The sequence below is a fragment of the Mycolicibacterium brisbanense genome (assembly GCF_001570425.1).
Classification (GTDB): domain Bacteria; phylum Actinomycetota; class Actinomycetes; order Mycobacteriales; family Mycobacteriaceae; genus Mycobacterium; species Mycobacterium brisbanense.
The window spans coordinates 1-24,639 of record NZ_BCSX01000039.1; the positions used below are offsets into that span (position 1 = coordinate 1).

At 67.7% G+C, this 24,639-nt stretch carries 23 protein-coding genes and 1 pseudogene; 14 read left to right on the forward strand and 10 right to left on the reverse strand.

The annotated features are described in order from the left end of the window. From qcrB to ctaE, 4 genes are all read right to left on the reverse strand, one after another. Window positions 1–1,197 (reverse strand): cytochrome bc1 complex cytochrome b subunit (gene qcrB, locus RMCB_RS20920; RefSeq protein ID WP_062830354.1); only part of this gene is annotated, 1,197 nt, incomplete at its 3' end. Continuing rightward, entirely contained in the window at window positions 1,194–2,363 is a 1,170-nt protein-coding gene (gene qcrA / locus RMCB_RS20925) for a cytochrome bc1 complex Rieske iron-sulfur subunit (RefSeq protein WP_062830355.1), read from the reverse strand. The genes qcrA and qcrB, both read right to left, overlap by 4 nt. Beyond that, the gene (gene qcrC / locus RMCB_RS20930) at window positions 2,360–3,166 is read right to left on the reverse strand and encodes a cytochrome bc1 complex diheme cytochrome c subunit (RefSeq protein ID WP_029373773.1); all 807 of its coding nucleotides are present in this window, start codon (window positions 3,164–3,166) and stop codon (window positions 2,360–2,362) included. Before qcrC ends, qcrA begins: the two co-directional genes overlap by 4 nt. A 35-nt stretch (window positions 3,167–3,201) precedes the next feature. Continuing rightward, entirely contained in the window at window positions 3,202–3,813 is a 612-nt protein-coding gene (gene ctaE / locus RMCB_RS20935) for an aa3-type cytochrome oxidase subunit III (RefSeq protein ID WP_062830356.1), read from the reverse strand. A gap of 131 nt (window positions 3,814–3,944) precedes the next feature. Between ctaE and trpD the strand changes: the two genes are divergently transcribed. Continuing rightward, window positions 3,945–5,039, forward strand: a complete 1,095-nt coding sequence (gene trpD / locus RMCB_RS20940) for an anthranilate phosphoribosyltransferase (protein WP_072278518.1) — start codon at window positions 3,945–3,947, stop codon at window positions 5,037–5,039. On the opposite strand, the pseudogene RMCB_RS20945 reads toward trpD, so the two are convergent. After that, window positions 4,977–6,785, reverse strand: a pseudogene (locus tag RMCB_RS20945) (DEDD exonuclease domain-containing protein); the annotation flags it as partial. The gene trpD and the pseudogene RMCB_RS20945 overlap by 63 nt on opposite strands. Before the next feature lie 161 nt (window positions 6,786–6,946). Between RMCB_RS20945 and RMCB_RS20950 the strand changes: the two are divergent. The 4 genes from RMCB_RS20950 (at window position 6,947) to pimB (ending at window position 10,589) form a co-directional block, all read left to right on the forward strand. Further along, window positions 6,947–7,189 (forward strand): hypothetical protein, encoded by a 243-nt coding sequence (locus tag RMCB_RS20950; RefSeq protein ID WP_029373769.1) that lies wholly within the window; start codon window positions 6,947–6,949, stop codon window positions 7,187–7,189. Window positions 7,190–7,361: 172 nt separating this feature from the next. Continuing rightward, window positions 7,362–8,504, forward strand: a complete 1,143-nt coding sequence (ripC, locus tag RMCB_RS20955; protein WP_062830359.1) for a peptidoglycan hydrolase RipC — start codon at window positions 7,362–7,364, stop codon at window positions 8,502–8,504. Beyond that, window positions 8,473–9,345, forward strand: coding sequence for a peptidase (locus RMCB_RS20960; protein WP_062830360.1), 873 nt, complete (start codon window positions 8,473–8,475; stop codon window positions 9,343–9,345). Before ripC ends, RMCB_RS20960 begins: the two co-directional genes overlap by 32 nt. A 104-nt stretch (window positions 9,346–9,449) precedes the next feature. Then, window positions 9,450–10,589: a GDP-mannose-dependent alpha-(1-6)-phosphatidylinositol monomannoside mannosyltransferase gene (gene pimB / locus RMCB_RS20965; protein WP_062830361.1), complete on the forward strand. Its 1,140-nt coding sequence runs from the start codon at window positions 9,450–9,452 to the stop codon at window positions 10,587–10,589. Between the two features lie 21 nt (window positions 10,590–10,610). On the opposite strand, the gene RMCB_RS20970 is transcribed toward pimB, so the two are convergent. Then, window positions 10,611–12,434, reverse strand: coding sequence for an AMP-dependent synthetase/ligase (locus RMCB_RS20970; RefSeq protein ID WP_062830362.1), 1,824 nt, complete (start codon window positions 12,432–12,434; stop codon window positions 10,611–10,613). Window positions 12,435–12,533: 99 nt separating this feature from the next. Between RMCB_RS20970 and RMCB_RS20975 the strand changes: the two genes are divergently transcribed. From RMCB_RS20975 to RMCB_RS20995, 5 genes are all read left to right on the forward strand, one after another. Next, window positions 12,534–12,923, forward strand: coding sequence for a hypothetical protein (locus RMCB_RS20975; protein WP_029373764.1), 390 nt, complete (start codon window positions 12,534–12,536; stop codon window positions 12,921–12,923). 82 nt (window positions 12,924–13,005) lie between these two features. After that, complete coding sequence (locus RMCB_RS20980) at window positions 13,006–13,443, forward strand: SRPBCC family protein (protein ID WP_029373763.1); 438 nt, start codon at window positions 13,006–13,008, stop codon at window positions 13,441–13,443. A 1-nt stretch (window position 13,444) separates the two neighbouring features. Further along, window positions 13,445–14,686, forward strand: coding sequence for an ArsA family ATPase (locus RMCB_RS20985; RefSeq protein WP_072278519.1), 1,242 nt, complete (start codon window positions 13,445–13,447; stop codon window positions 14,684–14,686). Continuing rightward, entirely contained in the window at window positions 14,683–15,063 is a 381-nt protein-coding gene (locus RMCB_RS20990; protein WP_029373761.1) for a hypothetical protein, read from the forward strand. The genes RMCB_RS20985 and RMCB_RS20990 overlap by 4 nt, the downstream gene beginning before the upstream one ends. 86 nt (window positions 15,064–15,149) lie before the next feature. Further along, window positions 15,150–15,878 carry a lysophospholipid acyltransferase family protein gene (locus tag RMCB_RS20995; protein ID WP_062830363.1) on the forward strand — a complete coding sequence of 243 codons (729 nt, stop codon included), beginning with the start codon at window positions 15,150–15,152 and terminating at the stop codon, window positions 15,876–15,878. 22 nt (window positions 15,879–15,900) lie between these two features. Here RMCB_RS20995 and RMCB_RS21000 read toward each other — a convergent pair whose 3' ends face one another. Then, entirely contained in the window at window positions 15,901–17,196 is a 1,296-nt protein-coding gene (locus RMCB_RS21000; RefSeq protein ID WP_062830364.1) for a glycosyltransferase family 87 protein, read from the reverse strand. An 83-nt stretch (window positions 17,197–17,279) separates the two neighbouring features. Here RMCB_RS21000 and RMCB_RS21005 point away from each other — a divergent pair, with 83 nt between their 5' ends. The 3 genes from RMCB_RS21005 to RMCB_RS21015 are packed head-to-tail and all read left to right on the forward strand — an operon-like array spanning window position 17,280 to window position 20,066. Next, entirely contained in the window at window positions 17,280–18,131 is an 852-nt protein-coding gene (locus RMCB_RS21005; protein ID WP_062830365.1) for a hypothetical protein, read from the forward strand. Next, window positions 18,131–18,673 carry a polyadenylate-specific 3'-exoribonuclease AS gene (locus RMCB_RS21010; protein WP_062830366.1) on the forward strand — a complete coding sequence of 181 codons (543 nt, stop codon included), beginning with the start codon at window positions 18,131–18,133 and terminating at the stop codon, window positions 18,671–18,673. The genes RMCB_RS21005 and RMCB_RS21010 overlap by 1 nt, the downstream gene beginning before the upstream one ends. A gap of 4 nt (window positions 18,674–18,677) precedes the next feature. After that, window positions 18,678–20,066: a class II 3-deoxy-7-phosphoheptulonate synthase gene (locus RMCB_RS21015; protein WP_029373756.1), complete on the forward strand. Its 1,389-nt coding sequence runs from the start codon at window positions 18,678–18,680 to the stop codon at window positions 20,064–20,066. 18 nt (window positions 20,067–20,084) lie between these two features. Here RMCB_RS21015 and RMCB_RS21020 read toward each other — a convergent pair whose 3' ends face one another. Further along, window positions 20,085–21,335, reverse strand: coding sequence for a protein kinase domain-containing protein (locus RMCB_RS21020; RefSeq protein WP_062830367.1), 1,251 nt, complete (start codon window positions 21,333–21,335; stop codon window positions 20,085–20,087). A gap of 36 nt (window positions 21,336–21,371) precedes the next feature. Between RMCB_RS21020 and RMCB_RS21025 the strand changes: the two genes are divergently transcribed. After that, complete coding sequence (locus RMCB_RS21025; RefSeq protein ID WP_029373754.1) at window positions 21,372–21,776, forward strand: Rv2175c family DNA-binding protein; 405 nt, start codon at window positions 21,372–21,374, stop codon at window positions 21,774–21,776. Window positions 21,777–21,969: 193 nt separating this feature from the next. Here the strand turns inward: RMCB_RS21025 and RMCB_RS21030 are convergent, their stop codons facing one another. Both RMCB_RS21030 and idsA2 read right to left on the reverse strand, forming a co-directional pair. Beyond that, window positions 21,970–23,487 carry an alpha-(1->6)-mannopyranosyltransferase A gene (locus tag RMCB_RS21030; protein ID WP_062830368.1) on the reverse strand — a complete coding sequence of 506 codons (1,518 nt, stop codon included), beginning with the start codon at window positions 23,485–23,487 and terminating at the stop codon, window positions 21,970–21,972. Beyond that, on the reverse strand, window positions 23,484–24,572 hold the full coding sequence (gene idsA2 / locus RMCB_RS21035; RefSeq protein WP_062830369.1) for a bifunctional (2E,6E)-farnesyl/geranyl diphosphate synthase: 1,089 nt from the start codon (window positions 24,570–24,572) through the stop codon (window positions 23,484–23,486). Before idsA2 ends, RMCB_RS21030 begins: the two co-directional genes overlap by 4 nt. Window positions 24,573–24,639 lie beyond the last annotated feature (67 nt).

Sequence of the window (24,639 nt, forward strand, 5' to 3'; positions counted from 1 at the left end):
TTTGAGCGCGATGATGTCGTTCATCGCGGCCAGGGTCAGCACCATGTAGAACGCGATGGCCATGGAGCCGATGGCGGTGCGCACCGGCACATCCCGGGGACGTTGCAGCAGGTTGTGATGCGCGTCGTCGCCCGTCACCTTCTTCTCGATGAACGGGTAGGCGATCAGCAGGCCGAAGACGACGCCCATGATCACCGCGACCCAGACCACCGCGGGGATGGTGTGGCCGAACGGGTAGAACTCCCAGGCCGGCCAGATGCGGGCCAGGCCCTCGGTCCACATCATGTAGAAGTCCGGCTGGGAACCGGCCGATACCTGAGAGGGCTTGTAGGGGCCCAGGTTCCAGATCGGGTTGATGGTGAGCAGGCCGCCCATCAGGCCCAGCACGCCGGTGATCATCGCGAAGAACGCCCCGGATTTGACCGCGAACACCGGCATCACGCGCACGCCGACAACGTTGGTCTCGGTGCGGCCGGGTCCCGGGAACTGCGTGTGCTTCTGGAACCACACGAGCGCCAAGTGGGCACCGATCAACGCCAGGATGATTCCGGGGATCAGCAGGATGTGCAGGGCGTAGAGGCGCGGGATCAGCACGGTGCCGGGGAAGTCGCCGCCGAACAGCGCCCAGTGCAACCAGGTGCCGATCACGGGCATACCCAGGGTGATCGACGACAGGGCGGCGCGCAGGCCGATGCCGGAGAGCAGGTCGTCGGGCAGCGAGTAACCGAAGTAGCCCTCGAACATGGCCAGGATCAACAGCAGTGAGCCGATGACCCAGTTCGCCTCGCGGGGACGCCGGAACGCACCCGTGAAGAAGATGCGGGCCATGTGCACCATGATCGATGCGGCGAACATCAGGGCGGCCCAGTGGTGGATCTGGCGGACGAACAGGCCACCGCGGATCTCGAAGCTGATGTCCAGCGCCGTCTCGTAGGCGCGTGACATCTGTACGCCCCGAAGCGGTTGGTACACACCGTTGTAGGTGACCTCGGCCATCGACGGGTCGAAGAACAGGGTCAGCCACACGCCGGTGATCAGCAGCACGATGAAGCTGTACAGCGCGATCTCACCCAGCAGGAAGGACCAGTGGGTGGGGAACACCTTGTTCAGCTGACGACGTACCGCCGCTGACGGGTGATACCGCGAGTCGATCGCATCGCCTTGCGCGGCAGCCATCTTGGCAAGGTCAGGGCTCATGATTTGCGCTCCCAGAATGCCGGTCCGACGGGCTCGATGAAGTTGCCGTTGGCAACCAGGTAACCGTCTTTGTCAATGGTGATGGGCAGCTGCGCCAACGCGCGCGCAGCCGGACCGAAGATGGGCTTGGCGAAGTGCAACGCGTCGAACTGCGACTGGTGGCACGGGCACAGGATGCGGTAGGTCTGCTGCTCGTACAGCGACGAGGGGCAGCCCAGGTGCGAGCACACCTTGGTGAAGGCGAACAGCTCACCGAAGTTGAAGCTCTCCTGACCCTTGCGCTTGACCACGCGGTGCATGTCCGCCGGCTTGATGCGGATCAGCATGACGGGATTGCGCACGCCCATGGCGATCTCGGTCAGCTTGTGCTCGGACTCGGTCGTGGTGCCGTCACCGTCCGATTCGCGCCAGGGGAACACGGTTTCCATACCGCCCGCGTCGATGTCCTCGGGCCGCATCTTGACGAACGGCGACGAGCCGGGAACACCGGTGGCGCGAGCGAGGTAGATCGTCTCGCCGTGGAACCGCGGCGTCCAGCCGGAGGTCCACAGCACGGCTTCCTTGCCATTGGCAGTGGGAACGACCGGCTTCCACGGGTTCTTGATCAGACCGCCGATGAAGGCGACCAGGGTGCCCGCACCGAACGCACCGAGACCGATGCCCATCGACAGGCCGATGAGCTTGCGCCGCTTGATGGTCGAGCCCTCAAGGGCGTCGGTCAGGTTGGCCGCGACGGTCTTGCGGGCCACCTCGGTGGACCGCCCGTCGTGGCGATCCTGGATCGAGATCTCCTCGGGGATGAACTTCTTCTGGAACAGCACCGCGCCGACGCCGATCGCCAGGACCGACAGACCGAAGGTCAGGCCGTAGAGCGGGGTGGCCAGCGAGTAGAGGAACTGGCCCTCGGAACCGAAGGGCTTGTACTCCCACGGCCAGAAGATGAACACCAGCAGCAGGGCCAGGCCCGAAAGTCCGCCCAGCAGAAGCCAGTACGCGACCAGACGCTCAGAGCGCTTCTCGGCCTTGGTACCCGGAACCGGCCAGCGCGGCTCCTTGAAGATGGTCTCGACGCCGTCGATCTTGCCGCCGAGTTCGACGAGTTCCTCACGCGTCATCGATGCCAGTTCGGCGTCGGTCGGCGTGCCTTCTGGGGTATTGGCGCTCATGCGCGTGCTCCGATCCACATCGCGATGCCGATGGCCGCGACGATTCCGATGATCCACATCGCCATGCCTTCGGGCGCGGGGCCGAAGCCGCCGAGGCCGTACCCGCCGTAGCTCGGGGTCTCGGCCGACTCACGGACGTAGGCCACGATGTCGCGCTTCTCCTCGGGCGAGAGCTGGCGGTCGGAGAACTTGGGCATGTTCTGCGGACCGGTCAGCATCGCGGTGTAGATCTGGGCCGGGTTGGCCTCACCGAGATCCGGTGCGTACTTACCGGAGGACAGTGCGCCGCCCTTGCCGGTGAAGTTGTGGCACGACGCGCAGTTGAGGCGGAACAGGTCGCCACCGCGGGCCACGTTCGGACCGATCAGCGACTCCTGGGCGACGCCGCCGTTGGCGTCCCGGACGACGGTCGGGCCGCCGCCGTTGGCCTGCACGTAGGCACCCAGCGCGTCGATCTGGGACTCGTCGAAGTGCTCGGGCTTGCGCGGGGCCTGAGCCTCGCCGCGCATGGCGGGCATGCGGCCGGTGGACACCTGGAAGTACACGGCGGCCTCGCCGGTGCCGATCAGGCTGGGTCCACGGTCGGGAACGCCCTGCAGGTTGGCGCCATGGCAAGACACGCAGGACGTGTCAAACAGCTGCTTGCCGGTGCGCAGCAGGGCCGACTGTGATTCATCAGCGACCGCTACCTGCGGTGTCGGCGTCAGCGTTGCCGCCACACCCCCCGCGACTGCCAGGCCGATCAACAGCAGTAGGCCTGCTGACAATCGCCGGCGCAGCCGACGGCGCGACTTGCTGGTCATCGAACTCCTTCTCATCGGACTCATCGGCCGTCCGACTAGCGGACGAAGTAGATGGTGGCGAACAGTGCGATCCACACGATGTCGACGAAGTGCCAGTAGTACGAGACGACGATCGCCGCGGTGGCCTGCGCGGGAGTGAACTTACTCATCTTGGTGCGCGCGAGCAGGAAGATGAACGCAACCAGACCGCCGATCACGTGCATGCCGTGGAAACCGGTTGCCAGGTAGAACACCGAGCCGTAGGCGCTGCTGGGGATCGTGGTGCCCTCGTGGACGAGCATGAAGTACTCGTACGCCTGGCCACCGACGAAGAACGCGCCCATGAAGAACGTCAGGACGTACCACCGGCGCAGGCCGAACACGTCACCGCGTTCGGCGGCGAACACACCCATCTGGCAGGTGAACGACGACGCGATCAGCACCAGCGTCACCGGCACTGCCTCAGCGAGGTTCAGGTGCGTGGGTGGTGGTGGCCACACACCATCTGCCTGGGCGCGGGCCGTGAAGTACATCGCAAACAGCCCAGCAAAGAACATCAACTCACTGGAAAGCCATACTATGGTGCCAACACTCACCATATTCGGGCGGTTCAGCGAATGAACACGCGAGGTGATGGCGGTTCCCGAGGTGCCTACAGCGCTCGTCACCCCGCAAGTATGACGCTTTGTAGTTGTCGAACTCCACCCGGGTCGAGCAATTGGTCGGATTCGTGTCGCGCAGCGCGGGCCGATCCAGGCGGATCGACGGGTGCGATCAGGCCGGGCGATAGCATTCGGCAGTGGTCACCGGATCTTCGCAACCGTCCTCGTCCCCGTCTCGCCCCGCCGGAGCGCCGACGTGGCCGCACGTTCTGGGGCGGCTGACCACAGGCCAGAGCCTGCCGAACGGGCATGCGACATGGGCGATGGACCAGATCATGACGGGCGCGGCGACGCCCGCGCAGATCGCCGGTTTCGCGGTCGCCATGAAGATGAAGCGGCCGACCTCGGCAGAAGTCGGCGAGTTGGCCGACAACATGCTGTCTCACGCCCGCCTCGTACCCACCGACCGGATCGGCACCGCGACCGTCGACATCGTCGGTACCGGCGGCGACGGGGCCAACACCGTGAACCTGTCGACGATGGCGGCCATCGTGGTGGCCGCGTGCGGCGTCCCGGTCGTCAAGCACGGCAACCGTGCGGCATCGTCGCTGTCCGGCGGGGCGGACACGCTCGAAGCGCTCGGCGTCAAGATCGACCTGGGAGCCGACGACCTGGCCCGCAGCGTCGATGAGGTGGGCATCGGCTTCGCGTTCGCGCCGCAGTTCCACCCGTCCTACCGGCACGCGTCCGTGGTGCGCCGCGAGATCGGTGTGCCGACGGTCTTCAATCTGCTTGGGCCGCTGACCAACCCGGCCCGGCCACGGGCCGGTCTGATCGGTTGCGCGTGGGCCGACCTGGCCGAGGTGATGGCGGGCGTCTTCGCCGCCCGCGGCTCCAGTGTGCTCGTGGTCCACGGCGACGACGGCCTCGACGAGCTCACCACCACGACCACCAGCACCATCTGGCGCGTGCAGGCCGGCACCGTGGAGCGCCTGACGTTCGACCCCGCCGCCTTCGGCTTCGCGCGCGCGGAGATCACCGAGCTGGTCGGCGGTGACGCCGCCACCAACGCCGCCGAGGCGCGAGCCGTCCTGGGCGGGGCCAAGGGCCCGGTGCGCGACGCGGTGGTGCTCAACGCTGCGGGCGCGATGGTGGCCCACGCCGGACTAGCCAGCGACGCCAAGTGGGTTCCTGCGTGGGAGTCCGGTTTGGCTCGGGCCACCGAGGCCATCGACTCCGGTGCGGCCGAACAACTGCTCGCGCGATGGGTGCGGTTCGGTCAGCAACTCTGAGCGGCTCTGTTGCTCGGCAGCCAGCCGCGCCGAGCGCGCGGTAGCCGCCCACTGTGCGTAGCGGCCTGCCGCTTCCCGCGGCGTCGCATAACCCACATCGGCGCGAACGATGCGCACCCCGGGCTGCGCCAGCCAGCGCGCGATGAGGGCCGTCTCCTCCACGAGTGCACCGCCGAGCGGCCCGTCGCCCGGCAACACCACCTGCGCTGATGCGCACAGCGCGTCGACGACGGGCATGGGCGGCACCCCGCGTGCCGCAGTACCAGCGGCGGCGAGCTGCCCGGACCGGATGACAGTCAGGTGCCAGCCGCCGTTGCCGTCGCTGCGCGCTGCGATCAGCTCCGGCACGGCGACCAGGGCCCGCAGCCGCTGCCCCCGCCACAGCGTCTCGATGGCCACTGCGGCGTGGTCACGCACGCGGGCCGCGGTCTCGTAACGGTCGGCCGCGGCGAGCTCGTCGATATGAGCCAGCACGGCCGCCAGTGGCGCGCTTGCGGTTCCGTCGATCAGCGCGGTGGCGCGCTCGGGAGCGGCGGCATACGCGGCGGCGTCGGCGCCCTGGGGTGCCGGACACGGCGACAGCTCACGTTCCGGGCACCGGTGCACCGCCGCGGCGCCGAAACGGGCGGTGCACGTGCGGATCCCGGTGAACCGGGCGAGCAGATCACCGGTCAGCACGGCATCGGCACGGGCGGAGAACGGTCCGATGGCGGTGCGCTGCCCCGGCTTTCGCACGACCGTGAAGCGCGGGAACGCCTCATCGGTGAGCGCCAGCCACCACCAGCGCTGCGGAAACTTGGACCGCCGGTTGTAGGGCGGCGCGTGGGCGGCCAGCAGCCGCAGTTCGCGTACCCCGGCCTCCAGCTCGTGTGCGCATTCGACGTGGTCGACCGCGCGGGCCAACGACGTCATCTCCTTCATCCTGGCCCGGGGGTCGGCGCCGGTGAAGTACTGGCGGACCCGACGGCGCAGGTCGACAGCCGTGCCGACGTAGAGGACCTCGTCGGACGGCCCGCGGAACAGGTACACCCCGGGCCGGTTCGGCAGCCGGTCGGCCAATGCCCGGTTGCGGCGCTGCGCGGGCGTCGTGTTGGGCAGGTACGACCGCAGATCGGCGTAGGTGTGGATGCCCTGATTGCCGACCCGCTCGATCAGGCCGTGCAGCACGTCGACGGTGGCTCGGGCATCGTCCAGCGCCCGGTGCGTCGGCGTCGTGGATGCGCCGAACAGCTGGGCCAGCGCCCCGAGCCGAACGCTGGGCGTTTCGTCGCGCGTGAGGACCCGGCGGGCCAGCTTCACCGTGCACAGCACGGGCGGGCGTGGCCACGGCAACTGGGCGCGTTGCGCTGCCGCGCGCAGAAAGCCGATGTCGAAGCCGGCGTTGTGAGCCACCAGCACCGCGCCGCGGGAGAATTCCAGGAAGGCGGGCAGGACGCTGTCGATTCGCGGTGCGTCGCGAACCATGGCTGTTGTGATGCCGGTCAATTGGACGATCTGCGGAGGTATGGCCCGGCCGGGGTCGATCAGCGTGGCCAGCTCACCGAGCACCTCGCCGCCGCGCACCTTGACCGCGCCGATCTCGGTGATGGCGTCGTAGCCGCCGCCCGGCTGTGTCGCGGTGGCCCGCCCGCCCGTGGTCTCCAGGTCGACCACCACGAACGTGGTGTCGGCGAGGCTGACCGCCTCCAACTCGTTCTCGAAGTCCAACGGCAGCTGCCCGGTGTCGGCAACGCGGCGCTGGCCCATGGCACAAGACGCTAGGCACAAGCACCGACAACGCCACGCTGCCGCGCCCGGGCGCTGCGCTACTTGTCGCTACTTGTCGGGGTCCTCGCTCCAATCCGCTCCGCTACTTGTCGGTGCCCGTCGTTACCGTGCGCCTAACACCGATCGAGAGGACGGTCAAGATGACATCTGCGCACCAGCCCGGCAGGCCCGCGCCTGACGTCGGCAGCGTGACCATCGACTGCGACGACTGCGCGGTCCGCGGTCCCGGCTGTCAGGACTGCGTTGTCAGCGTATTGCTCGGCGTGCCGGAGACGTTGCTGGACGACGAGCGTCGGGCACTGGAAGTGCTGGCAGATGCGGGATTGGCGCCGCGACTGAGGCTCGTGCCGATTCACCGCAACGGCACACCCGGGGTCGCCTGACGACACGCATTGCCGGTTGCACAGGAAAATATTCCTCTGAGGCTGTTAGATTTGCATCTCCCGTCGGAGATTTCCATCTCCTGTTGGACAAGACCGATGCCGTTTCGTAACCTATCTGAGACCTAAGAGCAGTTCGAGGCGGCTCGCTAACGCCAGTTGTGAGGACGAAAACTTGAGGCACGACCGCGCGCACGGGCCCACAAGTCGTGTCAAGCGACCCATTGCAGGTGCAATCGCGGGCTTGACCGTAATGGCCGGACTTCTTGCCGGCGCTGCGCAGGCAGACCCTGCGCAGGACGCTCTGGCAAAGCTCAACGAGTTATCTAGGCAGGCCGAGCAGACTACCGAGGCAATGCACTCGGCACAAATCGACCTGAACAAAAAGCTTGCGGCACAAGAGGTTGCGGACAAGAAGCATGCCGATGACGTCGCGGCCGTCGATACGGCCAAGGCTCAACTGGCAACCTTTCAGACCGCTGTCGACAAGGTAGCGGCAGCACAGTACATGGGTGGTCGGACGTCGGGCTTCGATGCGATGCTGACCGCCGACTCGCCGCAGCAGCTGATCGATCAACTCGCCGTCCAGCGCGTGATGGCCGCCGAGATGGCCGGGCAGATGCAGAACTACCGCGAGATCGGCAAGAAGGCCGCTGACGCCGAGGCGGAGTCGGCCAAGTCGGCTGCCGATGCGAAGACCGCGGCCGAACAGGCCGCCGCAGTGCGCGCGGATCTGCAATCCAAGCAAAGCCAGCTGCAGGTGCAGATCGCCATCGTCAAGTCGCAGTACCAGGCCCTCACCCCGGCCCAGCGCGAAGCGCTCGCGGCCACGCCGCCCGCGCCGGTGGCCCCGCCGCCACCTGCTCCGGAGGCGTTGCCACCGGCACAGGATCCCAGCATCCAGGCCTCTGCGCCCGACGGCATCCCGCCCGGCGACGTCGCACCGCCGGAAGCTGCGACGCCCGGCGGTAGCGGGCATTCGGCAACGGTCATCCAGGCCGCGCTGAGCCGCATCGGCTCGCCGTACTCCTGGGGTGCGGCCGGTCCGGGCTCGTTCGATTGCTCGGGTCTGGTGATGTGGTCGTTCCAGCAGGCCGGTATTTCGCTGCCGCACTCCAGCCAGGCCTTGGCCGCGGGCGGACAGCCGGTCTCGATGGACCAGATCCAGCCAGGCGACCTGGTGACGTACTACTCCGATGCCTCGCATGTCGGCATCTACATCGGCGACGGAATGATGGTGCACGCGTCGACCTATGGCGTCCCCGTTCGGGTCGCTCCGGTCAACAATGCGCCGATCTACGACATCCGCCGGTACTGACCCGTCCTTCACTCGGCCGGTTCTGGGCACCGCTTTACTGGCTGAGCTGATCATGGCGGCCGCAGTTCTGTGGCCCGCCGCTGCGCCCGCGCAGGCTCCGGCACCCCCGTCGGCGCCGCCCACGGTCGGCGTGGTTCCCGCCGCTGCCGCCCCGGACCCCGTGACCTCGGTGGTCCTGCCCGACGGCCGCACGGCGCAGTTGCTCGGCTTGGGGGGTGAACGCACCGCCGCTCTGCTGGGCCGCCTCGACACCGAGCTGGGCACGGCCGCGACGGTCGTCACCGGCTTCTGGGGCCCCGACTGGCCCCACGAGATCAACCTGGTCGTCGCCGGATCAGACGACCAATTCCAGGTGCTGGCCGGTGGTGCAGAAGACATCGCCGCGACCACCACTGCGCAGCGCATCATGTTTGCCCCGGGAGCAGCCGACATGAGTCGGGCCGCCCTGCGAATCGTGCTGCGCCACGAGCTTTTCCACTACGCGGCGAGGGCACGTACCGCGCCGGACGCGCCCCGCTGGCTCACCGAAGGCGTCGCCGACTACGTCGGGCGCCCGGCCGAACCGCTCCCGGGCCCGACGCGCGCCGCCGAGCTGGCTCAGGTGCCCACCGATGCCGACCTGGACTCGATGGGCGCCGCGAGATCGCTCGCCTATGACCGGGCTTGGTGGTTCAGTCGCTACGTCGCCGACCGATACGGCCCGCGCGCGCTGCGTGAGCTGTACCTGCGTGCCTGCGGATTCGGTCATCCCGACGTGGGCACCGCGGTGCGCGATGTGCTGGGGACCGATCTTGATCAAGTACTCGCCGGGTGGCGGCAGTGGCTCAGCCGCCCCGCCTGAATGTGCTCCTCGCGTGCGCAGCCTGACTGTGCTCCTCCCGTGCGCGGCCTGATGGTGCTACTCGAGTGCGCGGCCTGACTGCCGATGTGTAAGGTGAGGGCACAATGACGCGAGTTCTGTTGGTCACCAACGATTTTCCGCCGCGTCGTGGGGGCATCCAGTCATATCTCGAGGCGTTCGTCGGGCAGTTGACGAGCTCGGGTGAACACCGGTTGACGGTCTACGCGCCGAAGTGGAAAGGCGCCGAGGCCTATGACGAGGCCGCCGCGTCCGCCTACCAGGTGGTGCGGCACCCGACCACGCTGATGATCCCGGAGCCGACGGTCGCGACGCGGATGTGCCGGCTCATCGGCGAGCACGGCATCGACACGGTCTGGTTCGGTGCCGCCGCGCCGCTGGCCCTGCTGGGGCCGTTGGCACGCCGGGCCGGTGCGAGCCGGGTGGTCGCCAGCACTCACGGGCACGAGGTGGGCTGGTCGATGCTGCCGGTCGCCCGTAGCGCGCTGCGCCGCATCGGCGACGACGCCGACGTCGTAACATTCGTCAGCCATTACACCCGGGGACGGTTCGCCTCGGGCTTCGGGCCCCGCGCCGCTCTCGAACACCTGCCGCCCGGGGTCGACACCGACCGGTTCCAGCCCGATCCGGCAGCCCGCGCCGAGCTGCGCAAGCGCTACGGCCTGGGCGGCAGCCCCGTGGTGGTGTGCCTGTCGCGGCTGGTCCCGCGCAAGGGGCAGGACATGCTCATTCGCGCGCTGCCGGCGATCCGACGGCGGGTGCCCGGCACCATCCTGGTCATCGTCGGCGGCGGACCGTATCTGGACAAGCTCAAGCAGTTGGCGCACGCGGGTGACGTCGCCGAGCACGTCGTGTTCACCGGCGGCGTGCCGAGTGACGAACTGCCGGCCCACCACGCCATGGCGGACGTGTTCGCGATGCCGTGCCGCACGCGGGGCGCCGGGTTGGACGTCGAAGGTCTGGGCATCGTCTACCTGGAGGCCTCGGCCAGTGGCGTGCCGGTGGTCGCCGGAACCTCCGGCGGGGCACCGGAAACCGTGCTCGACGGCGAAACGGGCACCGTCGTCGACGGCACCGACGTCACCGCGATCGCGACCGCCGTCAGCGACCTGCTGGGCGATCCCGGCCGGGCCGCCGCCATGGGCGTCGCGGGCAGGCACTGGGCGGTGGACAACTGGCAGTGGCGGGCCAAGGGCGCCCGCCTCGCCGAGTTGTTGTCCGGCTGAGCCGATGACCGCCCGCGGCGCTCAGCTGTAGAGCGCCGCGATGTCGTCGGCGAACTTCTCCGCGACGACCTTGCGCTTGACCTTCAGCGTCGGCGTCAGCTCGCCGGTCTCCTCCGTGAAGTCCACCGGCAGGATGCGGAACTTGCGGATCGCCTCGGCCTTGGACACTGCCTCGTCGGCCTCCTTGACCGCCAGGTCGATCTCGGAAACCAGATCCGGATCGTTGGTCAGGTCGGCCACGGTGGCGGCGGCGTCCTTGCCGTTGCGCTGCTTCCAGCCCTCGAACGCCTCCGGGTCGATGGTGATCAGCGCGGCGATGAAGGGCTGTTGGTCGCCGACGCACATGGCCTGACTGATCAGCGGGTGCGCCCGCAGCCGATCTTCCAGGATGGCGGGGGCGACGTTCTTGCCGCCCGCGGTCACGATGATCTCCTTCTTACGGCCCACGATGGTCAGGAAGCCCTCGTCGTCGATGGCGCCCAGGTCGCCCGTGTGGAACCAGCCGTCCTCGATGGCCTCGGCGGTGGCCTGCTCGTTGTGCCAGTAGCCGTTGAACACCACGCCGCCCTTCACCAGCAACTCGCCGTCATCTGCGAGCCGCATGCTGTTGCCGGGCAACAACTTTCCGACCGAGCCCACCTTGAGCGCGCCGACCTGGTTGACAGTGATGGCCGCGCTGGTCTCGGTCAGCCCGTAGCCCTCGTAGATGGTCAGGCCGACGCCGCGGTAGAAGTGCCCGAGCCGTGCGCCCAGCGGTGCGCCGCCGGAGATCGACGCGCGGCAGTCCCCGCCGAGCGCCGCGCGCAGCTTGCCGTACACCAGCTTGTCGAACAGCGCGTGCTTGAGCTTGAGCACCACGCTTGGGCCTTTTGTGCTCCTCGCGTCCGCGGCACCACCGGAGTCCAGCGCCTGGCTGTACTCGATCGCCGCGGCGGCGGCCTGATCGAAGATCCAGCCCTTGCCGTCGTTGCGGGCATTCTGCTCGGCGGTGTTGTACACCTTCTCGAACACCCGCGGCACCGACACCACCAGCGTCGGCTTGAACACCCCGAACATCGGGACCAGGCCCTTGATGTCACTGGTGAAGCCGAGGGCCACCTTGTTGGTGAAGGCGGCCACGGTGATCGCCCGCGACAGCACGTGCGCCAGCGGCAGGAACACCAGCATCCGCTGCCCCTTGGTCAAGAGGTCCGGGAAAGCAGCCTTGGCGCCGTGGATCTCGGAAAGGAAATTGGCGTGGGTGAGCTGGCAGCCCTTGGGCAGACCCGTGGTGCCCGACGTGTAGATCAGGGTCGCCGGATCGGACGACTTGACCGCGGCCAGCCGGGTCTGCACCTCGGCGGGGTCGACGGAGGCGCCCGCCTCGGCCAGCGCGTCGAGCGCGGTCGGACCGGCCCCGTCGATACGCAGCACCTTGCGCACGGTGGGCAGCTGATCACGCAGCTGCTCGACCCGTTCGGCATGGCCATCGGTCTCGGCGATCACCAGCACGGCCGACGAATTGTCCAGCACGTGGCGGATCTGCTCGGGCGCCGAGGTCTCGTAGATCGGCACCGTGACTGCTCCGATCGACAAGATGGCGAAATCGACGATCGGCCATTCGTAACGGGTGGCCGACAGGATCGCGACCCGGTCACCGGGCTGCACGCCTTCGGCGATCAAACCCAAAGCGGTGCGGCGGATCTGTGCGGCGACCTCGGCGCAGGTGACGTCGGTCCAGGACCCGTTGACCAGCCGCTGGAAGATGACGTAGTCGGGATCCTCGCGCTCATGGGCGTATACCGCGTCGACGACCGTGTCGTGTTCGCCGATCTGAAACGTTGCCGGAACGCTGTACTCACGCACGATCTTGGGCCCCTTAGTCGCCGGTGGCAGAACTTCCGCGCGACAAGCCTAGTCGGCCCGGTCGCTCACTCCGCAGCGCATATGTGAAGCTAGGTGCTCATGAACAGCGTCCAGATCGCGGATGAGACCTTCGTCTGCGCAGATCCCGCCGACGTCGGGCGTGCCGTTGCCGATTCCGCCAACTGGCGGCGCTGGTGGCCGGACCTGCGGCTGACGGTCATCGAGGACCGGGCCGAGAAGGGCCAGCGCTGGACCGTTGCCGGTGCCCTCACCGGCACCATGGAGGTCTGGCTCGAAGAGGTGCTCGACGGGGTGATCCTGCATTACTTCCTACACGCCGAACCCGCAGGTGCCGCGGCGTGGGAACTGGCCAAGATGGATCTGGCCAAGCTGAATCACCAGCGCCGGGTGGCGGGCAAGGTGATGTCGTTCGAGATCAAGCAGCGGCTTGAGGCGTCGCGGCCTGTCGGGGTTTCCCGCCTGGCCTGACAACGCCCCGCACGTGATGCGGGAGAGTAGATTTCTCCGCGAAGGCGGTGGCAACTCCGCGTGGTGGGGAGAAGGGCGTGCAGTGGCCGACAAGACGGCGCAGACCATCTATATCGAGGCCGACCCGTCGACGGTGATGGACGTCATCGCCGACATCGACTCCTATCCGGAGTGGGTGGCCGAGTACAAGGAGACCGAGGTACTGGACGTCGACGAGAACGGCCTGCCGAAGAAGGCCCGGCTGGTACTCGACGCGGCGGTGCTCAAGGACACCATGGTGTTGTCCTATGTGTGGCCTGCCGACCGGAAGTCGGTGAGCTGGACGTTGGAGTCGAGTTCGTTGCTGCGTGCGTTGGAGGGGACATATCGCCTGGCGCCCAAGGGATCCGGCACGGACGTCACCTATGAACTTTCGGTCGATCTGATGATCCCGATGATCGGGCTGCTCAAGCGCAAGGCCGAACGGCGGCTCACCGATACCGCGCTCAAAGACCTCAAGAAGCGAGTCGAGGTGCACTGACCTGAGCGGTGATGGGGCGCGGATCAGCCTGTTCGTCGGCAAGGGCGGGGTGGGCAAGTCGACGCTGGCAACCGCGACCGCGGTACGTGACGCCCGGGCCGGGCTGCGGGTGCTCATCGTGTCCACCGACCAGGCGCACTCGACGGGCGATGTCCTCGGCACTGTGCTGACCCCGACCGGGCAGCGGACGCCCACCAGGGTCCTGGCCGACGACGCCGATGCCGGCGGCGGTTTTCTCGATGCCCTTGCGCTGGACACCCTGGCTCTGCTGGAGGCCCGCTGGGTCGAGGTGGTGCCGCCGCTGTCGGAGCGGTTCACCGAATCGGATCTGGGAAACGTTGCGCCCGAAGAACTTTCGGCGTTACCGGGGATTCAGGAAGTGCTCGGCCTGCACGAGGTGGGTGAGCTCGCCGCATCGGGTCGGTGGGACCACGTCGTGGTGGACTGCGCCTCGACCGCCGATGCCTTGCGGATGCTGACACTGCCTGCCACGTTCGGGCTGTACCTGGAGCGCGCCTGGCCTCGGCATCGCCGGTTGTCGGGCGGCGCCGAGAACGCGGCCATCGTGACGTTGCTCGAGCGCATCGATGCAGGGATCTCGCGGCTCAGTTGCCTGATCACCGACAGTGAGCAGGTGAGCGCCCATCTGGTGCTCACGGCCGAGCGGGTGGTGGCTGCCGAGGCGCTGCGCACGCTGGGGTCACTGGCCTTGATGGGCGTGGGTGTGGCCGAACTGATCGTCAATCAGGTTTTGGTGCAGGATGATTCGTTCGAGTACACGAACCTTCCCGCGCATCCGGCGTTCGACTGGTACTCCGAACGGATCGCCGAGCAGCGAGCCGTGCTGGACCAGCTCGCCGCATCCATCGGCGATGTGGAGCTGGTGATGGTGCCGCACCTGGCCGGGGAACCGATCGGCCCCAAGGCGCTGGGGGAGCTGCTGGAGTGCGCCCGGCGCCGCGACGGCACGCCACCGCCGGGGCCGCTTCGTCCCGTCGTGGACCGGGAATCGGGGTCTGGGCTCGAGGCGGTCTACCGGTTACGGCTAGAGTTGCCGCAGGTCGACTCATCCGCGCTGACGCTTGGCCGGGTCGGCGACGACTTGATCATCGGTGTTTCAGGTGTGCGACGCCGGGTTCGGTTGGCGTCCGTGCTGCGGCGATGCATCGTGACGGGCGCCCAGTTACGAGGCAGTGAGCTGACGGTGCGTTTTCGACCGGATCCGGAGGTATGGCCGGCATGAGTGGGTCTCATCCCGACCTGGGCCCGGAACTACGAGAGTTGGCACAGGCCATCCTCGACCGGCTCGACCCTGCGGTGCGACTCGCGGCGGCCGGTTTGGCGGCTAGCGCGGCCGGGGCTCCCGGCAAATGCCAGCAGGTGTGGTGCCCGGTGTGCGCCCTGGCGGCGCTCATCAACGGTGAGCAGCATCCCCTGCTCGGCGTGATCGCCGAGCACAGCGTCGCGCTGCTGACGGTGATCCGCGCGGTGATCGACAACGATGCGCACGCCCCGCAATCTCCCGGACCTGACGGAGGACCTGATTCTCCCTCGCCTGACGATTCACCACCCCCAGGGCCCGGCCGCTACCAGCACATTCCCGTCACCGTGGAGGAGTGAGACCGGTCTCGCAGACGGGCGGTCCGGTGGTAGCCGCCACAACCCCTGAGTACAGTTGTCCCAGAGCATTCCGATGGGGAGGGTCCATGTGGTACTGGCTTTTCAAGTTCATCTTCATGGGACCCTTGCTGTCCTTGCTCGGTCGACCGAAAGTCACTGGGCTTGAGCATGTTCCGGCGTCCGGTGCGGTGATTCTTGCCAGTAATCACTTGGCGGTGGCAGACAGTTTCTATCTCCCGCTGGTGGTGAGCCGCCGGATCACCTTCCTGGCCAAGGCCGAATACTTCACCGGCACCGGGATCAAGGGCTGGTTCACCCGGTGGTTCTACACGGTGGCCGGACAGGTACCGATCGACCGCACCGATGCGGATTCGGCGCAGAGCGCCTTGACCACCGCCGAGCGCATCCTCAGCGAGGGCAAGCTGCTCGGCATGTACCCCGAGGGCACCCGTTCCCCGGACGGACGGCTCTACAAGGGCAAGACGGGCCTGGCCCGGCTGGCGCTGCAGACCGGCGTTCCGGTGATTCCGGTCGCGATGGTCGGAACCAATGTGGTGAACCCGCCCGGAAGCAAGATGTGGAAGTTCGGCCGCGTCGAGGTGCGGTTCGGCAAGCCGATGGACTTCAGCCGTTTCGACGGCCTGGCCGGCAACCGCTTCATCGAGCGGGCGGTGATCGACGAGGTGATGTACGAGCTGATGGGCCTCTCCGGCCAGGAGTACGTCGACCTCTACGCCGCGGAGGTGAAGGGCAACCCGGCCGGCGCTGCGCCCGGGAATCCCGCGGCGCGCCTTCCGCAGGCAGCCGCCGGCTGAGCCGGTTTCATCGACGCGACGTTTATCGGTACGACGCGACCGCTGCGTGGCTGGTTCGGTCGCCGGCGTGCGTCGTCGACGTCATCCCGGTCACCACGATCACGGCCAGCGCCCACCACACGTAGGAGCAGCCGACCAGTTGCCGCCACAGCGATGCGGCGGTCTCGTGGTGCGGTGACATCAGGGTGATCGGCGTCCAGATCATCAGCGCGATTCCGGCCACCGTCACCGCGGTCAGCGCGGCGTTGCGCCGGCGATACGCGGTGACCCCCGTCACCAGCAGCGTCGGCAGCGTCCACACCCAGTGGTGCGACCACGACACCGGGGAGACGACGAGCCCGAACATCGCCACGCAGATCAACGCCAGCATCGACGACGTGTCGGATGCGTCCGGATCTACCGATGCGACGCGCAGCGCGCGGTGCGCAGCCCACCCGGTGAACGCCAACACCGCCAGGCAAGCCAGCACCCACAGCACGAACCGGGGCCCCTCGCTGAGGCCCAGGCGCGCCAGCACACCCGCGATGTTCTGGTTGGTGTTGAGCGTCGCGGTGCCGATCCGGTCGGTGTTGCGGACCGTTTCGGTCCAGTACTCCACCGAATCCCGGGCAGCCAGTGCGAATCCGGCGAGTGTCGCGACGACGGTCGAGCCCGCGGTCCACAGCAGGGTCCGGACGTCGCGCCGCAACAGGAAGTACAACAGGAACACGGCTGGGGTGAGCTTCACCGCGATGGCCAGGCCCAGCAGGATGCCGCGTGGCCAGGGCGTGCGCCTCGGCACGCAGTCGGCGATCACCAGGGTCATCAGCACGACGTTGATCTGGCCGAACTCGAAGTTGGAGCGGATCGGCTCGAGGTAGACCACCGCAGGGGCGACCACCGCGGCCGCCAACCAGCAGCGCCGCAGCCAGGCCGGTTCGGAGGTGACCGTCGTCTGCGGCCAGACGTCGAGCCGGGTCAGCACCATGACGGTCGAGGCGATCAGCAATAGCAGCGTGGTCAGCGTGATCGCGGCGCTGGCGGCAGGCAGCGAGAGCCAGGCGAACGGAGCAAACGAGATGGCGGCCAGCGGGGGATAGGTGAACGGCAGGTCCAGCCCGCCCTGGGTGTGGAAGATGGCGCCGTCGGAGTACAGCGGCTTACCGTCCAGCCAGGCCCGTCCACCCATCCGGTAGACGTCGATGTCGATGCGGTACGGCGTGTGTCCGAGCAGTTTGTATCCCGCCCAGGCCAGCGCCGCCACAGTCAGCAGCTGGAAAATTCGCCATGCGATGGTCGGTGCCCAACCAGCCCAGCCGGGCGCCTTCCGCGTACTCATGTCCTCAACAGACTATCGGTGGCCACCTGGCACAGGTGAATCCACGGCCCCGGCGCGCTCTGCTCGGCGTAAGTTTTCTCAGCGTGCACGTGACCGCCCACCTCTACCTCGTGACCCGCGATCGCCTGCCCTTGCTGTGTTGCCTGGTGGCGTTCATCCTCACGTTCTTCGTGACCCGGACCGTGGTGCGTTACATCCGTCGGCACGCCAACAGCGACAAGCCACCCAAGTGGTGGCAGCCCCGCAATATCGGTCACGGCACGCTACATATCCACCACATGGTGATCGGAATCATCCTGGTGATGGTCTCGGGCATCACGATGGTGACGCTGTCGGTCAGCGGCGGGGTTCCGGAGTTCGCCGTGGCCTCGACGTTCTTCGGCATCGGTGCGGCGTTGGTGCTCGACGAGTTCGCGCTGGTCCTTCACCTGTCCGATGTGTACTGGGAGGAGGACGGCCGGACCTCGGTGGATGCGGTGTTCGCCGCGGTGGCCGTGGCGGGGTTGCTGATCCTGGGTTTCAATCCGCTGTCGTTTTTCGATATCAATATCTGGCGTGAGGATCAGACCGTCTTCGCCCGGACGGTCGTGGTGGTGGTCGCCGTGACGACCCTGCTGCTCGCGGTCGTGGTGTTGCTCAAAGGCAAGGTGTGGACCGGATTGGTGGGAATGTTCATCACCCCGTTGTTGTTCGTCGGTGCGATCAGGCTGTCGCGGCCGCATGCGCCGTGGGCGCGCTGGCGTTACACCACCCGGCCCCGCAAGATGCGCCGCGCCTTGGAGCGTGAGCGCTGGCTGCGTCGTCCCGTGGTGCAGGCCAAGTTGTGGGTGCAGGACGCGATCGCCGGGACGCCGAAGTTCCCCGACGACGCTGCCGTCGACAAGCAGCTGGACCGGGAGATCCACGCCGCGCCTGCGCCGGGGCAGATGGTCTGATGCGCTACTTCTATGACACCGAGTTCATCGACGACGGTCGCACTATCGACCTGATCTCCATCGGCGTGGTGGCCGAAGACGGCCGCGAATACTACGCGATATCAACCGAATTCGATCCGGACCGGGCGGGCCGCTGGGTGCGTAAACACGTGTTGCCCAAGCTGCCGTCGCCGTCGTCGAAGCTGTGGCGCTCCCGCCGCCAGATCCGCGAGGAGCTGGAGGAGTTCTTCGGCATCGACGGGGACGAGCCGATCGAACTGTGGGCCTGGGTGGGTGCCTACGACCATGTGGTGTTGTGTCAGCTGTGGGGCCCGATGACCGAGCTGCCGCAGGCCATCCCTCGGTTCACCCGCGAGCTGCGCCAACTCTGGGAGGACCGCGGTTCCCCTGGGATGCCACCGCGATCCCGCGATGCGCACGACGCGCTCGTCGACGCGCGGCAGAACCTGGAGCGGTTCCAGTTGATCAGCGGAACACCGTCGGCGCCGCACGCCGACTCCGCTCGGGCCGCAGAAACAGGTGTTGACCGGCGGCTACCATGAACGGGTGAACTGGACCGTCGACATTCCCATCGAGCAGCTGCCGCCGTTGCCCCCGTTGACCGACGAGTTGCGGCAGCGTCTGGACGCCGCCCTGGCCCGGCCGGCCGCACAGCAGCCCAATTGGGACGCCGAGGCCGCCAAGGCCATGCGGACGGTTCTGGAGAGCGTCCCGCCGGTCACCGTGCCGTCGGAGATCGAGAAGCTCAAGGGTCAGCTCGCCGAGGTCGCGCTCGGCAAGGCGTTCCTACTGCAGGGCGGCGACTGCGCCGAGACGTTCGTCGACAACACCGAGCCGCACATCAGGGCCAACATCCGCACGTTGTTGCAGATGGCCGTCGTGCTGACGTACGGCGCGAGCATGCCGGTGGTGAAGGTCGCCCGGATCGCCGGTCAGTACGCCAAGCCGCGCTCGACCGACATCGACTCGCTGGGGTTGGAGTCCTACCGCGGCGACATGGTCAACGGGTTCGCCCCCGACGCCGCAGTCCGCGCCCATGACCCGTCGCGGCTGGTGCGTGCCTACGCCAACGCCAGTGCCGCGATGAACATGGTCCGCGCGTTGACCTCGTCGGGCCTGGCCTCGTTGCATCTGGTGCACGACTGGAACCGGGAATTCGTCCGGACGTCGCCGGCCGGGGCCCGGTACGAGGCGCTCGCCGGTGAGATCGACCGGGGATTGCGGTTCATGTCGGCCTGCGGGGTGGCCGACCGCAACCTGCAGACCGCTGAGATCTTCGCCAGCCACGAGGCCCTCGTGCTGGATTACGAGCGCGCGATGCTGCGGCTCTCCGACGAACTGGACGGCACGCCCCGGCTGTACAACCAGTCGGCGCATTACCTGTGGATCGGTGAGCGCACCCGTCAGCTCGACGGCGCGCACATCGCATTTGCCGAGGTGATCGCCAACCCGATCGGGGTGAAGCTGGGGCCGACGACGTCGCCGGAGCTCGCCGTCGAGTACGTCGAGCGGCTCGACCCGCACAACGAACCCGGCCGACTGACTCTCGTGACCCGGATGGGCAACAACAAGGTGCGCGATCTGCTGCCTCCCATCATCGAGAAGGTGCAAGCCACCGGCCATCAGGTGGTGTGGCAGTGCGACCCGATGCACGGCAACACCCACGAATCGTCGACCGGCTACAAGACCCGGCATTTCGACCGCATCGTCGACGAGGTGCAGGGCTTCTTCGAGGTGCACCACGCCCTCGGCACTCATCCGGGCGGTATCCACGTCGAGATCACCGGTGAGAACGTCACCGAGTGTCTCGGTGGCGCCCAGGACATTTCGGATTCGGATCTGGCGGGCCGCTACGAGACGGCGTGCGATCCGAGGCTGAACACCCAGCAGAGCCTCGAGCTGGCGTTCCTCGTCGCGGAGATGTTGCGCGACTGAGGCATTCGGCTGCGGCGGTCAGATGAGCGCAGCGATGTTGCTGCCCAGCGTCCATGCCGCCGCGGCCACAAGCCCGGTGAACGTCAGCACCGCGATCACCCAGAACGCCAGGGCACGCTTGGCGCGCTGCTGCGCCCAGTAGAACTCGCTCATCTCGATACCGGCGAATCGCGTTGCGGCAGCAGGGTATTCGGTGTATTCGCCGGAGTCGGCAGGGACCGGCGCCCAGTCCTGATCGCGGGTCAGTTCACGTGTGGGTTGCCGGGGCGGCACCGGCGGATGCGCCGGTTGCGGCGCGGGCGGTGACGTCATCTCGGGGGGTGGGGCCTGACGGCTGTGGACCCTCGTCGCCGCCAGGTGCTGCGCAGAGTCACGCGGTGCCGGGACACGGAAGGCGGGAAGCCCGAGTTCGGCGACGATGTCGTGCAGGTCGTCGCTCATCTCGTCGGCGTCGGCGTAGCGGTCGGCGGGGTCGCGTGCGGTTGCCCGGCGCACCAGCGCATCGAACTCCGGTGGCACACCGGCGATTACGCTGCTGGGCGGCCGCACGTCGTGGTCCATCCGCTGATAAGCCACGGAGAGTGCGGAGTCGCCGGTGAACGGCGTGACGCCCGTGAGCAGTTCGTAGGTCAGGATGCCCACCGCGTAGACGTCACTGCGTGGGTCGGCGTCACCGGTACTGACCTGCTCGGGCGACAGGTATGCCGCCGTACCGAGAATCACGCTGGTGGAAGTGATCTTGGCTTCGGCAACCGCGCGCACAAGCCCGAAATCGGCGATCTTGACGTCCCCGCCATCGGAGATCAGCACGTTCTCCGGCTTGATGTCGCGGTGTACCAGGCCCGCTCGGTGCGCGACGGCGAGCCCGCCCAGCACCGGGGTCAATACGGCGGCCACCGCGTGCGGAGGCATCGGGCCGCGCTCGGTCAGCAACTCGCGCAGTGTTCCGCCCTCGATGAGCTCCATCACGAGAAACGGCGGCTGGTGGGCAGTGCCTCCGCCACCCTGGTCGTACACCGCGACCAGCCCGGGATGGCTGAGCCGGGCCACCGCCCGCGCCTCGCGCTGGAACCTTGCCAGGAAATGCGCGTCACCGGCGTACCGCGAATCCATGACCTTGATGGCGACCGGACGGTCGAGCCGCGTGTCGAGCCCGCGATAGACCGTCGACATCCCCCCGGTGGCGATCGGAGTCTGAACCTCATACCGCCGATCCAGCACGGTGCCGACGAGCGGGTCCGATTGCTGGTGCGCCTCCACCGAACACATGTTACGAGCCGCCCGGGTAGTCCTAGAATCGGTGCGGTGAGCAGCATTCCGGCCGCCGATGACGTTCTGGATCCCGGCGAAGCCGTCTATGACCTTCCTACCGTCGCCGACATGCTCGGCATATCCGTCACCAAGGTGCACCAACAGTTGCGCGAAGGTCACCTCATCGCGGTGCGCCGTGACGGGGTGCTCGTGGTGCCCAAGATCTTCTTCGACGCCTCCGGGCATGTGGTGAAGTCCCTGCCGGGATTGCTCGTGGTGCTCAGTGACGGCGGCTATCGCAGTACCGAGATCGTGCGCTGGCTGTTCACGCCCGATGAGTCGCTGACCATCAGCCGTGACGGCTCGACCGACCGCCAGGCCAACGCGCGCCCGGTCGACGCGCTTCATTCACACCAGGCCCGTGAGGTGGTCCGCCGGGCCCAGGCAATGGCCTACTGACCCCGTTGGCACCAGTGGCACCCGCTGGCGCACGTGGCACCCGTTGGCACCGGTTGGCACCGCGAGCGTGCGTGTCTGTTGCCCGACACGCCGCTGAGCGCCGACAGTGCGCGCACCCTCGCGCGATACGAGCGTGCATGAAATGGTGCCTGAGCCCGGCGTGTCGAGGGACAGACACGCACGCTCGGCAAAACTAGGCGGCGGCTTCGGGTTCAGGTTCGGGTGCCCGGTATAGCGAATACCAGGCCACTGCTGCGCACGCCGTGGTGAGCAGCACGTGCGCCCATGAGTACATGCCGTGGGCGCCGTCAGGCTTCCACATCACCATGATCCAGGTCGAGAAGCCGGCGACCGCCGCTATCGCGGGCCGGGTCTGGATCAACGCGGCGGCCACGGCCAGCGGCCAGGTGTAGTACCAGGGCAGTGCCGCGGGCACGAACAACACCACGACGACCATGGCCAGGGCGATGCCGGTGAGCGCTTCGCGGTCGGTGTGCCGAAACCGCCACCACAGCAACGGCAACGCCACCACGATCACGACGATGCCGATGATCCGCGCGACCTCCAGCACAGCGTAGAAGTTGACCGGGAAGAGCAGGCCGCCAACGGCGTTGATGAGGTTGGACGCCGCGGTCGGAATGGTCAGCCAGTTGATGATCTTCACCGAGCCTGCCAGCGCGGTCAGCCAGCCCAGCCCGACACCGGCCGCCAGTGACAACACGGCGAACACCGCTACGAAGATCAGCGCCGAGGCCGCCGTGGCGATCGCAAACGCCCGCACCGGGTTCAGGTTGCGACGTTCTTGCAGTTGCCGCATCCACACCCAGACCAGGAACGGAAGGGCAAGCCCCGCCGTGGCTTTCACCGCGACGGCCACTGCGATGAGGCTGACTCCCCACACCGGGCGCCCCGCGAACGTCAGCGCGATCGCGGCCATCATCAGCCCGACCATCAGCATCTCGTTGTGCACGCCGCCCATCAGGTGAATGATCACCAGCGGGTTGAGCACGCAGATCCACAGCGCCGCAGCGCCGTTGGCCCCGACATGGCGGGCGACGCGCGGCGACGCCCAGATCAGCAACACCAGCCCTGGCAGCATGCACAGCCGCAACAACATGGTGCCCGAGACGATGTCGTTGCCGACCAGCATCGTGACGAACTTCGCGACGAGGATGAAGGCCGGCCCGTACGGCGCGGTGGTCGTCGTCCAGATCGGGCTGACGTCGTCGAGCAAGGAGTTCGGGTTCTCCACGGGGCCAACCACATACGGGTCGAGCCCGTCTCGCAGCAGGGCACCCTGGGCCAGGTATGAGTAGGTGTCCCGGCTGAACAACGGCACGCTCAGCAGCAGCGGAGCCAGCCAGAAGCCGGTGGTGGCCACCATGGTGTATTCGGTTGCGGTGCGGTCGATCACCCGTCGGCCCAGCCACAGCCAGGCCATCAGCATTAAGGCGACGCCGACCCACAACAGCACGGATGAGAGCACCAGGCCGTGCCCGAACCGCAACCAGGACAGGTGCAGGGACTCCAGCAGGGGATCATGCAGCCGGGTACTGCCCGCACCCAACCCGCCGATGGTCAGCAACACCGCACCGAGAAAACCCAGCCTTGCCTGGGCCCCCTGCGGGGACATGGCGAACCCGACCAGACGCGAAATATGCTGCGTCAAACCGCTGTTCGAGGTTGCAGCGGCGGCGGTGGGGGCGGTCATGCCGACCGGTTGGCGGCGAGCCGCGCGAGTTCGGCCAGGCCGGCCTTGGCCGGGGCGTGCACGGGAGCCGCGGTCAGCACCTCGAGCGCACGCCGGGTGAGCATTCCGATGTGCTCCTCCACGGCGGCCAGCGCTCCGACTGATTCGATGGCAAGGCGCAGCTCACGGACCTGGACGTCGGTCAAGTCGGTGCCGACGGAGGTGCGCAGCAGCTTGGCCGCGACGGGATCGCTCTTGTCGGCCAACTCGAGTGCTTCGGCCAGCAGTACCGTGCGCTTGCCCGACCGCAGGTCGTCGCCCGAGGGCTTACCGGTCACCGCGGGGTCCCCGAACACGCCGAGCACGTCGTCGCGCAGCTGGAACGCCACGCCGAGGTCGTTGCCGATGCGATGGAAGATCTCCTGCACGTCGGGCCGGTCGGCGGCAGCGGCCGCACCCAGCTGCAGGGGCCGGGCCACGGTGTAGGACGCAGTCTTGTAGGTGTTGACGTTCATCGCCGAGGCCACGGATTCGGCGCCGCTGGATTCGGCGACGATGTCCAGATATTGGCCGCCGAGCACCTCGGTGCGGATGTGTGCCCACACCTGCTGGACGCGCGGCCGCGCGTCGGCGGGCAGATCGGCAGTGGCCACGATGTCGTCGGCCCACGCCAGGGCGAGATCGCCGAGCAGGATCGCGGCCGACAGGCCGAATTGTTCGGATGATCCGCGCCAGTGCTGCTCGCGGTGCCGCTCGGTGAAGATGCGGTGCACGGTGGGCAGGCCGCGCCGGGTCGCCGAATCGTCGATCACGTCGTCGTGCACCAGCGCGCACGCCTGCAGCAGTTCCAACGCCGCGAACAGACGCAGCACCCCGGCGTCGGCCTGCGTGTCGGGTGCATCGGCGACGGCGCGCCAACCCCAGTAGGCGAACGCGGGCCGCACCCGCTTGCCGCCGCGCAGTACGAATTCTTCGAGGGCCGCGGTCAGCTCCGCGTAATCGGTGCCGATGTAGGCGCAGTCCTGCCGGCGTTCGTGCAGGTACTCGCGCAATTGTTCGGTGACGGCGCCGGCCAACTCCGCAGCCGATGGTGCCGCTGCATCCACGCTCAGCGCCCTACCCCTTTCGTTGTGTGATCGCGCCCCCCGCGGTGCCTTCAGCGTAGAGCCTGCT